An 11,383-nucleotide genomic window follows, 5' to 3' on the forward strand; every position below is an offset into this window, starting at 1 on the left:
CAGAGACATCGGGCATAATATGGGGGTGACTACAGTGACTAGTGCAAACATGCAGCCCACGATCAACCGGCCCAACACTGTCGCCGTAGGAACGATCGTCTGGCTGGGTAGCGAAGTGATGTTCTTCGCCGGGCTGTTTGCGATTTACTTCACCCTGCGCAGTACTTCCCCGGAGTTGTGGGAGTCGCGCATTGAGTTTCTCGATGTTCCCTTCGCCGCGGTGAACACCACCATCCTGGTGCTCTCGAGCGTGACGGCGCAGTTTGGGGTGTTTGCCGCGGAGCGGCTTCAGCCCCGCGCAACGGGAGCCTCCCCCACGAAATGGGGAATGATCGAGTGGTTCTTCCTGACCTACCTCATGGGCGCAATCTTTATTGCCGGACAGGTCTACGAATATGCCGTGCTCGTGAGTGAAGGCCTGGCTTTGAATTCTGATGCCTACGGCTCAGCCTTTTACTTGACCACCGGCTTCCACGGTCTGCACGTCACCGGCGGTTTGATTGCCTTTTTGCTGGTAATTGGCCGGGCATATGCCGTGAAAGTGTTCACACACCGCGAGGCGACCAGCGCGATTGTGGTGTCCTATTACTGGCACTTTGTTGACGTGGTGTGGATTGGTCTATTCCTCGTCATCTACGTACTGCAATAACCCCACGAGACTCAAAGGACACGATGACTTCTCCTAAGCACCAGCGCCGAGGCCGCCGACACCCGCTCGCGGGTATTGCCCTGTTGGTTCTCGGGTTGTTTGTGACCGGCGGCGCGTATTCGGCGACCACCGCGGGAATCGCGAGCGCACAAGAAGCGCCGGTCCCCAGTGCGAGCCTGGTCGAAGACGGCGAGCGACTCTTTCTCGCAAACTGTGCGAGCTGTCACGGCACCAACTCGGAAGGAACCGAAGCCGGTCCAAGCCTGATCGGTGTCGGGGCACTGTCGGTGGAGTTCCAAGTGGGCACAGGCCGTATGCCCATGGCCGCTTCTGGCCCCCAGGCGGAGAAAAAGCCGGTGCAGTTCACTCAACCGCAAATTGACGCCATGGGTGCCTATGTCCAGGCGCTGGCCCCCGGGCCCACTCTCCCCGATCCTCGCTACTACGCCGGTGACGGCGACGCCGCGGTGGGAGCAGAACTCTTCCGAATTAACTGTGCGATGTGTCACAACGTAGCCGGAGCCGGAGGCGCACTCACCGAGGGTAAATGGGCCCCCGCGGTGGTCGATGTGGAGCCCATCCACGTGTACGCGGCAATGGTCACGGGTCCACAGAACATGCCGGTCTTTAGCGACATGAACCTCTCCCCCGAAGACAAAAACGACATCATCACCTATCTGCAGTACGTGGAAAACAACCCCTCAGTCGGAGGCTTCAGCCTCGGAAGTATCGGCCCGGTGGCCGAAGGTCTGTTCGTCTGGATCATTGGACTCGGTGTGCTGATCGCCATCACGATCTGGCTTACCGCCAAAGCCCATTGACCCCCTCGATTTAACTCACGAAGGAGACTCGGATGGCGAAAGAGCCTGAGGAACACGGCGACGCATACGAGAGCGATGCGTACGAGAGCTACGAGCCAGAACCCGGCTCTGCACTCGAGCGCTCCGACGCGCCGCAGAATCCCGGCTTGCCTGACGAAGAGCACCGTATTACGGACAAAGACCCGAAAGCGGCCCGCACCGCGGAGCGGCGAATCGCCATGTTCTTTGGCCTATCCGTTGTCGGCAGTATTTTCGCCACGGTCGCCTACGTCATTTTCCCCATCATTCCCGGCGATATGACCTCTGTGCGGCTCAATAACGGTCTCATTGGTCTGGGAATCACGCTCGGTCTACTCGGGATCGGATTCGGTGCCGTCTATTGGGCCAAGAACCTCATGTCCGATGAGGAGATGATCGAAGAGCGCCACCCCACTAGGGGTGACGACGACACTCGGGAGAAAGCGTCCCAAATTTTCACCGACGCTAATAAGGAAAGCGGATTCACCCGTCGCTCTCTGGTGCGCAATTCGCTGATCGGCGCCCTCCTGGCTACCCCCATTCCCGCTGTCGTGTTGTTTAGGGACCTTGCTCCGGCGGCAAGCCCCACAGAAAAGATGAAACAGACCATGTGGGATCAGGGCGTGCGGCTCACCAGAGACCCCTCCGGTGAGCCCATTCGAGCGGCCGATGTCACCATTGGCTCCGCGTTCCACGTCATCCCCGAAGGGCTGAAAGAGACCAAGTCGGGCAAGCTGGAAGAAAAAGCCAAAGCGGCCGTATTGCTCATGCGCTTGCCCATCGAAGACCTGAACGCTTCGGAAGAGCGCAGAGACTGGTCGTATCAGGGCATTGTCGCCTATTCGAAGATTTGCACCCACGTGGGCTGTCCTGTGGCGCTCTATGAGCAGCACACCCACCACTTGCTGTGCCCCTGTCACCAGTCACAGTTCGATGTGTCGAACGAATGCGAGGTCATCTTCGGACCCGCCGCCAGGCCCCTTCCTCAGCTTCCTATCACCGTTGATGAGGCAGGATATTTAGTAGCACAAAGTGATTTCACTGAGCCGGTTGGACCAAGCTTCTGGGAGCGTGAACTGTGAGCGTCGCAACGAACACTGAACAGCAGAAACAAGAGCCCGGCAAGGGCATGAAGTTTACGGGTGCGGCAGCGAGTTACATCGACGACCGGACCAGCGCTTCGGTCGCGGTGAAAACCCTCGGCCGGAAGATCTTCCCCGACCACTGGTCATTCATGCTAGGAGAGGTCGCCCTCTACAGCTTTGTGGTGATTCTCATCACCGGTACCTTCCTCACCTTCTTCTATGACCCGTCCATGACGAAGGTCGAGTACGAGGGCTCCTATCTGCCGCTCAAGGGCGTTGAAATGGCCATCGCGTACCACACCGCCCTCGACCTGTCCTTCGACATCCGAGGCGGATTGCTGATGCGCCAAGCCCACCACTGGGCCGCGCTGTTATTCATCGCCGCGATCGGACTGCACATGCTGCGGGTGTTCTTCACGGGAGCATTCCGCAAGCCGCGTGAGTTGAACTGGGTCATCGGTTTCGTACTGTTCGTCCTCGCGATGGCCGAGGGCTTCACCGGATACTCACTGCCGGACGACCTGCTCTCCGGAAACGGTCTGCGGATTATCGATGGAATGGTCAAAGCATTCCCGGTGATTGGGGTGTGGATTTCCTATCTCCTCTTCGGGGACGAATTCCCGGGTGATCAAGTCATTCCGCGGCTCTATATCCTGCACATCATGCTCCTGCCCGCGATCTTGATCGCCACCCTGGCGCTGCACATGGTGCTCTTGGTGGTCAACAAGCACACCCAGTTCGCCGGTCCGGGACGCACCAACGACAACGTTGTGGGCTCACCGGTGATGCCGACATTCGCCGCCAAAGCCGGAGGCTTCTTCTTCATCGTCTTTGGCGTCATCATGCTGATGGCCTCAACATTCACCATTAATCCGATCTGGAATTACGGCCCCTACGACCCCTCCCCTGTCGGAGCGGGAACCCAGCCCGACTGGTACATCGGTTTCGCCGATGGTGCCTTGAGGCTGATTCCGCCAGGCTGGGAGACGGTCTGGTTTGGCTACACCTGGGCCTGGGGGGTACTTGTTCCGACCCTGCTGCTGATCGTGTTCCTCGCTGCCGTGTTCCTCTACCCCTTCTTCGAGGCGTGGGTGACCGGGGACAAGCGCGAGCACCACATCGCACAGCGTCCGCGAAACGCCCCCACCCGCACCGGGATCGGTGCCGCCGGTGTCACCTTCTACGGGGTGCTCTGGGCGGCTGCGAGCTCGGACCTCATCGCCACCCACTTCAGGATGAGCATTGAAGGCGTAATCACCTTCTTGCAGGTTCTGCTGATCGCGGGACCGATTCTTGCCCACATCATCGCCAAGCGCACCTGTCTGGCCTTGCAGCGCAAGGACCGCGAAATCGCGCTGCACGGATACGAGAGCGGACGGATCGTGCGCTTGCCCGGCGGTGAATACATCGAGGTTCACGAACAGCTCGATGAGCACGAACGCTGGAAGCTGCTCGACTACGAGGAGTACACACCGCTTCCCGTTCGGCCCAACGAGAAGGGCAAAATCACCGTGGGTCGCCGTCTTCGCTCGGCCGCCTCAAACTGGTTCTTTGAAGACCGGGTCAGCCCGGTGTCCCAGAAAGAGCTGGAAAAGCAGCCCCACTAGATCAACACACCTCGTGAAGAGGCCCTGTCACTGACGGTTCTGCGTACTTACAGTGGCAGGGTCTCTTCGTATTCCGGGGCAACGACGTCGACGCCAAATTCTTTTTCCAACAGGGGCTTCAGCTCGGCTCTGGCGTCATCTTCACCATGAATGAGGACCACTCGCTTCGGCGAGGTGGCTGCTGACGAAAGCCACGCCCGCACATCGTCCCGGTCCGCATGGACAGAAAAGTGCTCGAGTGCGACCACCTCGGCGTTCACAGGAACGTCCTGGCCGTGAATACGGACAGTGCGGGCGCCGTCTCGCAACGACGCTCCGCGGGTGCCGTGGGCTTGGTAGCCGGTTAAGACGACCGTGTTGTGGGGGTTTGGCAGGAGCCTCTTGAGGTGGTGGAGTACTCGACCGCCGGTCGCCATTCCAGACGCCGAAATGATGATGCACGGTGGTGCCCCATTAATAGATTTGGATTCCTCCGGCGTGGCTAGGGTCTCGAGCGTGCCCGGATTGAACACATCTGATGCGCTCAGGTGGTCCCGAATGTCGGGCCGGATCTCCTGATGGTCACTATCGATCGCGTGCCGGTAGACCTGGAGAGCCCTAATCGCCATCGGCGAATCGACATAGACAGGAACCCGGGGAATGAGGCCGGCGTCCATCGACTCGTTGATTTCCGCCAAAATGATTTCGGTCCGATCGACGGCGAAGGCGGGGATCAACACCGTCCCATCGCGAGCGATGGTCGTCCGGATGATGTCGTCCAGTGAGCTCTCTGCCTCCGGGTGGAGGCGTGCTCCGTAAGTCGACTCCACCAGGACCGCGTCGTAGGGGGCGTCGGGAATAACGTGTGGGCCCACAAGAAGGGGATGGTCTCCCTGCCCGAGGTCTCCGGAGTGTAGAACATGGGCGCCCGGCAGATCCAGCTCCACGATGGCTGAGCCCAGAATGTGACCCGCGGGAAGCAACCTGACCTTCCCCTCCCCCGCAAGCTCTTGCCAGTGGCCATAACTGATGGGGGCAAAAAGGGAGATGGCCCCCTCGGCGTCCGTTGAATCGTAAAGCGGCTGAGGATCGTTGTGCTGGGAAAAGCCCTTTTTCTTCGCGTAGCGAGAGTCCTCCTCTTGGATGTGCGCGGAGTCTCGCAACACGATTGCGGCGAGGTTAGCCGTATCGGGCGTGAGGTACACGGGGCCCCGGTAGCCCTGGCGCCACAGGCGGGGTAGATACCCACAGTGATCGAGGTGGGCGTGAGAGATGACGACGGCGTCTAGTTGCTGGGCCGGGAGAGGCAGGTCGTCCCAGTTGCGCCTGCGCCACTGCTTGGGCCCCTGAAATAGGCCCGCTTCCAACAACAGCTGATGGGAGCCGTATTCGACGAGGAATCGACTGCCGGTGACGGTGCCCGCAGCACCCAAAAACGTGATGCTCGTCCCGGCCGGAGAGCTCATGACGCTTAGAACAACCGGCGCATGTATTCGGCCTGCTGGCTGTAGCCGAGACGATCGTAAAAGCCCCCCGCCCGCCTGGCGGCAACAGTCAGCTGGGTCACACCGCGGGCTTCGCATTCGGCCTCAACGGCTTGAACCAGGGCTGTTCCGACACCGGAGACGCGCGAGTCTTCGTCGACCACAATTTCTTGCAACTGGGCCGAGGGTCCGTTGGAGTAGAGAAGTGGGGAAATGGTGGTCAGGCAGTAGCCGACGACTCCGTCGTCTCCCTCGGCCACGTGGACGAGGGTTCGGTCGTGATCGGCGAGGACAAAATGAAACGTGTCGCTGAACTTTGCAGGCACGACGTCAAAGACGTGGTCCAGCGTAGCCACCAGCTCCAACAGCCGGTCGTGATCGTCAGGCGTCGCCTGACGGACGGTGACCTGATTAGCGGGCAAAATATCCCCGGTAGTACTCGTAGGTCCACCCCACGAGCCCAATCAGTACGAGGGGTACCGCATAGAGTGCGACCCACACCCCGACCGCGAGACCGAGAATTGCCATCCCCGCGCCGGCGGCGAGGAAAATTGGCCACCAACTCCAGGGACTAAAAAACCCTAGCTCCGCTTCGCCGTCATCAATCTCGGCATCCAGTCGGTCTTCGGGGAGCTCACCGCCCTGGTTTTTCTTCACCACCTGCAAGAAGAAGGCGATAAATACGGTCAGCGCGCCACTGAGAGCAATCGCCAGGGTTCCCACCCATTCCACTTCACCCGTGTCGATCAGGGCCCAGACTGTGTAGACCGCAGCGAGCACCGCAAAGTACGCGGTAAGCACCCAGAGCAGGATGATGTTGGTCTTCACGGGTTAGCTCTCCGCCTTTGCGCTATCGGCTTTTCTCGACGTCCCCACCGCCAAGGGCAGATCGAGCTCGGGGTGGTTGAGATCGAAGGCGGGCGACTCGGAGCGAATCCGAGGAATCGAGGTGAAGTTGTGCCGGGGTGGCGGGCAACTCGTCGCCCACTCCAAAGACCGGCCGTAACCCCACGGGTCATTCACGGTCACCTTCTCGCCCTTACGCGCCGTGAGGTAAACGTTTAGGAAGAACGGAATCATCGAGAGTGCCAGCACCACTGAACCGATAGTGGAGAGCTGGTTCATCCAGGTGAAGCCGTCTTCTTCCATGTAGGTCGCGTAGCGGCGGGGCATTCCCATGACACCCAACCAGTGCTGGATGAGGAAGGTCATCTGGAAGCCGATGAAGAGTAACCAGAATTGGATGTGTCCGAGGGATTCGTTCAACATCTTCCCGGTGAACTTTGGCCACCAGAAGAAGAAGCCCGCGAACATCGCAAACACGACGGTACCAAAGACCACGTAGTGGAAGTGGGCGACCACGAAGTAGGAATCCGAGGTGTGGAAAGTCAGCGGTGGTGACGCGAGGATGACACCCGTCAGCCCACCGAAGACAAACGACACCAAGAAGCCCAGCGCGTAGACAATCGGAGTTTCAAACGTCACGGATCCCCGCCACATCGTGCCGATCCAGTTAAATATCTTGACCCCGGTGGGGACCGCGATCAACATCGTCATCAGTGCGAAGAAGGGCAGTAGCACCGAGCCCGTCACGTACATGTGGTGGGCCCACACCGTCATCGACAGCGCAGCGATCGCAATGGTCGCGTACACGAGCGTCTTGTAGCCGAAAATGGGTTTTCTGCTGAAGACCGGGAAAATCTCCGACACTATTCCAAAAAACGGCAGGGCAATGATGTACACCTCGGGGTGGCCGAAGAACCAGAACAGGTGCTGCCACAAGATCGCTCCCCCGTTGGCGGCGTCGTAGACGTGGGAGCCAAACACGCGGTCGCTCCCCAGCGCCAGCATGGCCGCGGCGAGGACGGGGAAAGCCAGCAAGACCAAAATCGACGTCACCAGGGTATTCCAGGTGAAGATCGGCATCCGCCACATCGTCATACCGGGCACCCGCATCGTGATGATGGTGGTGATGAAGTTCACCGCACCCAAAATGGTGCCAAAACCACTAAGCCCCAGCCCAAAGACCCATAAATTACCGCCCAATCCGGGCGTGAAGGTTTGACTGGAGAGAGGCGTATAGGCAAACCAGCCAAACGACGCCGCACCCTGGGGGGTGAGGAACCCGGCGACGGCAATGAGCGAACCGAAGCTAAAGAGCCAGTAGGCAAAAGCATTCAACCGCGGGAATGCCACATCCGGTGAACCAATTTGGAGTGGCATCAAGACGTTCGCGAAGCCCGCGAACAGCGGTGTGGCGAACATCAACAGCATGATGGTGCCGTGCATGGTGAACAGCTGGTTGTACTGCTCTTTCGTGGCGACGACTTCGAGACCCGGCGCAAAGAGCTGGGCGCGGATGACCAGTGCCATCACGCCACCGAGGAGGAAATAGATGAAGGAGGTGATCAGATAGAGGTAGCCGACCTTCTTGTGGTCGGTGGTGGTGAGCCACTCGACAAAGAGGTTTCCGCGCTTGGCAACGCGGGCGTTACTGAACCCCTCTGGGATGTCGGTAACGTCTGGACGTGGGGCCGTCTGGGTCATGACTTAGCGCTCCTCTGCGGTGGCTGTCGTACCGGGCAGGTTCTGTAAGACGTTGTTCTCGGGTCCTAAGCGTCCCGTGTTTCCTTGCTGGCGCAGTGCCTGCATCTGACGGTCGTACTCGTCTTGGCTGACCACGTGAACCTCGAAGAGCATCAACGAGTGATATTCCCCGCACAACTCGGCGCATTTACCCCGGTAGACACCCTCCTGCTGGGGAATGAAGTACCAGTAGTTCGTGCGCGCCGGAATCATGTCCTTCTTGTAGAGGAAGTCGACGATCCAGAACGAGTGGATGACATCGCGCGACTCGATGGTGATCTCAACCTTTTGGTCAACCGGAAGGTAGAGCGTCGGCAAGCTCTCCGCGTCAATGGGACCCTCGGGCAGCTCCTGAGCTTGAATACCGGAGAAATACACCTCTTCGTTGAGGTAGTTAAAGTCCCACGCCCAACGCTTTCCAAAGACCTCCACGCGAACGTCCGGATCCGGCAACGGTTCTTCGATGATCGCCTGATCGCGGGCGGTGAAGGCGAAGAAGCCGAGGACAAGAATGAGCGGTACGACGGTGTAGAACGTCTCGATGGGCATGTTGTAGCGCAACTGCGCCGGAGTGCCCGACTGGCCTTTTCGACGACGGTAGACCACCGCAGCCCAAATAATCAGCACCCACGTGATGATGCCGACCACCAGAAGAACAATCCACGAGACGACCCACAGGTCGATGACGCGGTCAGTTTGGTTAGTCAGACCCCGCTCTGTCGGTAACCAACCGACAGCAGACTGTGAGGTGCAGCCGGCCAACACAAGCGACAAGCCCACCAAAATAGCTGCGGCCCTGGTGGACCTCGAGCGAAGCTTGCTCACGGCTCTCCTCTACCTATGTGACTGTTTTAGTGTACGACACAGCGTTCACGACAACGCTCCGCGCAGGCCGGGTTTTTCCTGGAACTTAGCTGAAACTATCCCCGCAGGCGCAGCTACCGCCGGCATTCGGGTTGTCGATGGTGAAACCCTGCTTTTGGATGGTGTCTTCAAAGTCGACAACTGCACCCTCGAGGTACGCGGTCGACATTTTGTCGACAATGACTTCCACACCCTCGAAGTCCGCGACGACGTCATCTTCCATCAGGCGCTCATCGAAAAAGAGTTGGTAAATCAGGCCTGAGCAGCCGCCCGGTTGAACGGCGACGCGAAGGCGTAGGTCATCTCGACCTTCCTGGTTGATCAGCGAACGGACCTTCTCCGTCGCCGTGTCAGTGAGTGTGACACCGTGAGTGTGGGTTTTTTCTTCAGTCGACTGCGTCATCTGGCACACCTTTCGTCTCGGTTCGTTAGTTTAGCGCGGGTTGGTGGAGGCATCCTGGATGCGACTCTCCTCCAATCGGGTCAAAAACAGTCCTTCCGCAAGTCCCGCCCGCTCCAGCATCGAAAGGTCAACCGACTCATCAATGCCGTGGGCGGCTGACTGTCGATCTTCCACCCCCGTAATGGCGATCGGAACATCCGGAAAACGCTCTGCCAAGTGGGCAACGAACGGAATCGTTCCGCCCACGCCCTGATAGTCGACCGGGTTGCCATACGCATCGCTCAAACAGTCGGCCAATTCACCAAGAAGCACGTGTTCTGGTGACTGATCGACGCCCTCACCCGCCTCCCAATTCGACAATTCCAGGAGCACGCCCGGCGGCGCGTGCTCGCGCAGGTGCGATTCGAGTGCCGACTGGGCGGTGGCGGCCGGCACACCGGGGGGAATACGAAGGCTCAGTCGCGCAGACGCCTGGGGGATCAACGTGTTCGACGCCTCTGCCACCCGAGGCACATCCATTCCTGTGACGGTGAGCGCTGGCTCTCGCCACAGGCGCCTCGAAATGTCACCCTGGCCCCACAGTTCAATACCGGGCAAAATTCCCGCCTCAGCGCGCAGCGTGTCCTCCGCTATCGCGCCGGATTCTCTCGCCGCCACACCCTGCACTCCGGCTATCGCGACGGAGCCATCTTCGGCCCAACAGGAGTTCAGCACGCGGACCAGCACACCCACAGCATCGGGGGTAGGTCCGCCGAAAAGGCCCGAATGACGGGCGCTCTCAAGGGTTCTCACGGTGAGAGTGACGCCGAGAACACCCCGCAGACTCGTCGTCAACGCCGGTCGATCCGGTGCCGGATTATCCGAGTCGGCCACCACGATGACGTCGGCAGCTAGCTGGTAAGCATACGTCTGAAGAAGCGTGGCGAAAGTGGGCGAGCCACTTTCTTCTTCCCCCTCAATAAAAACCACCACTCCAAGGCCCGGTGCCCCACCCGCTCGGTCGCTCAGTGCTCGAATGGCGGCATAGTGGGTGACAATCCCGGCGCCATCATCGGCGCTGCCTCGACCGTAGAGGCGGCCCTGGCGCTCGGTAGCGACAAAGGGAGGGCTAGTCCACAGCCCTTCATCACCCGTGGGCTGCACATCGTGGTGGGCGTAGAGCAACACGGTGGGGAAACCAGGTGCCGGGTCTTTCCTCGCCAACAGTGCCGGTGCTCCCCCTGGCGCGCGAACAATATCGATGCTGTTCCACGCGAGGAGGGGCGCAAAAATGTCGCGCACCGCGTTCACCGATTGCTCCAACACCGCGGGGTCACTGCCAGGTTTCGACAGCGAAGGGATCGCGATGAGCCGCTCGAGCACGGTGTGCACATCGTTCTGCAGCGCCGAGACGCTGCCTCTCAGGGAGTCCAGAGTGTCCTGCCGGTCACTATTCACGCTCATGCCGGTAATCTAATGCGTAGACGTAACAGGAGAGTGGCAGCCGTGAGCGAAACCGACAGCACCCACACCGACGACCAGGTCGTCGGTAAAGGCCGACCCACCCCCAGGCGGAAAGATCGAGAGGCCGCCGCCCGGAGACCTCTCGTGTCGAATAACCGTAAAGAGCGGAAGTCTCGCCAGCGCGAGCAGCGTGACAAAGCCAGGGACGGCATGGCCCGCGGTGATGAGCGCTACCTGCCGCTGCGCGATAAAGGCCCGCAACGCAAGTGGGTTCGGGATTTTGTCGACTCGCGCTGGAACTTTGGCGAATTTCTCATCCCGATGATGTTCGCGGTGATCATCGCCACGTTCTTGCCCTCGATGGAAGCCCAAGTCATCTCGATCATGGTGCTCTGGGCCTTCTTCGCACTGGCCATCATCGACGCGTTCTGGTTGGGACGCCAG

At 59.8% G+C, this 11,383-nt stretch carries 12 protein-coding genes; 5 read left to right on the forward strand and 7 right to left on the reverse strand.

Annotated elements, in window-relative coordinates; genetic code table 11:
- Positions 1–19: 19 nt before the first annotated feature.
- The 4 genes from RI518_RS04110 to RI518_RS04125 are packed head-to-tail and all read left to right on the forward strand — an operon-like array spanning position 20 to position 4,180.
- Positions 20–649, forward strand: coding sequence for a heme-copper oxidase subunit III (locus RI518_RS04110; RefSeq protein ID WP_310689430.1), 630 nt, complete (start codon positions 20–22; stop codon positions 647–649).
- A 23-nt stretch (positions 650–672) separates the two neighbouring features.
- Positions 673–1,470, forward strand: a complete 798-nt coding sequence (locus RI518_RS04115) for a cytochrome c (RefSeq protein WP_310670989.1) — start codon at positions 673–675, stop codon at positions 1,468–1,470.
- Positions 1,471–1,502: 32 nt separating this feature from the next.
- On the forward strand, positions 1,503–2,570 hold the full coding sequence (locus RI518_RS04120) for a Rieske 2Fe-2S domain-containing protein (protein ID WP_310670988.1): 1,068 nt from the start codon (positions 1,503–1,505) through the stop codon (positions 2,568–2,570).
- A 47-nt stretch (positions 2,571–2,617) separates the two neighbouring features.
- Positions 2,618–4,180, forward strand: a complete 1,563-nt coding sequence (locus RI518_RS04125; protein WP_310671129.1) for a cytochrome bc complex cytochrome b subunit — start codon at positions 2,618–2,620, stop codon at positions 4,178–4,180.
- A 47-nt stretch (positions 4,181–4,227) separates the two neighbouring features.
- On the opposite strand, the gene RI518_RS04130 is transcribed toward RI518_RS04125, so the two are convergent.
- From RI518_RS04130 to RI518_RS04160, 7 genes are all read right to left on the reverse strand, one after another.
- Entirely contained in the window at positions 4,228–5,625 is a 1,398-nt protein-coding gene (locus RI518_RS04130) for an MBL fold metallo-hydrolase (RefSeq protein WP_310689436.1), read from the reverse strand.
- A gap of 5 nt (positions 5,626–5,630) precedes the next feature.
- On the reverse strand, positions 5,631–6,065 hold the full coding sequence (locus tag RI518_RS04135) for a GNAT family N-acetyltransferase (RefSeq protein ID WP_310689438.1): 435 nt from the start codon (positions 6,063–6,065) through the stop codon (positions 5,631–5,633).
- Positions 6,055–6,471, reverse strand: coding sequence for a cytochrome c oxidase subunit 4 (locus RI518_RS04140; protein WP_310670985.1), 417 nt, complete (start codon positions 6,469–6,471; stop codon positions 6,055–6,057). Before RI518_RS04140 ends, RI518_RS04135 begins: the two co-directional genes overlap by 11 nt.
- Positions 6,472–6,474: 3 nt before the next feature.
- Positions 6,475–8,190 (reverse strand): cytochrome c oxidase subunit I, encoded by a 1,716-nt coding sequence (gene ctaD, locus RI518_RS04145; RefSeq protein WP_310670984.1) that lies wholly within the window; start codon positions 8,188–8,190, stop codon positions 6,475–6,477.
- A gap of 3 nt (positions 8,191–8,193) precedes the next feature.
- Positions 8,194–9,054, reverse strand: coding sequence for a cytochrome c oxidase subunit II (gene coxB / locus RI518_RS04150; protein WP_310689440.1), 861 nt, complete (start codon positions 9,052–9,054; stop codon positions 8,194–8,196).
- Positions 9,055–9,139: 85 nt separating this feature from the next.
- On the reverse strand, positions 9,140–9,496 hold the full coding sequence (gene erpA / locus RI518_RS04155) for an iron-sulfur cluster insertion protein ErpA (protein WP_310670982.1): 357 nt from the start codon (positions 9,494–9,496) through the stop codon (positions 9,140–9,142).
- Positions 9,497–9,526: 30 nt separating this feature from the next.
- The gene (locus tag RI518_RS04160) at positions 9,527–10,939 is read right to left on the reverse strand and encodes a M20/M25/M40 family metallo-hydrolase (RefSeq protein ID WP_310689441.1); all 1,413 of its coding nucleotides are present in this window, start codon (positions 10,937–10,939) and stop codon (positions 9,527–9,529) included.
- A gap of 42 nt (positions 10,940–10,981) precedes the next feature.
- Here RI518_RS04160 and RI518_RS04165 point away from each other — a divergent pair.
- A partial coding sequence (locus RI518_RS04165; protein WP_310689443.1) for a DUF3043 domain-containing protein occupies positions 10,982–11,383 on the forward strand: 402 nt, incomplete at its 3' end.

This window comes from Pontimonas sp. (assembly GCF_031581085.1).
In the GTDB taxonomy this organism is placed as follows: domain Bacteria; phylum Actinomycetota; class Actinomycetes; order Actinomycetales; family Microbacteriaceae; genus Pontimonas.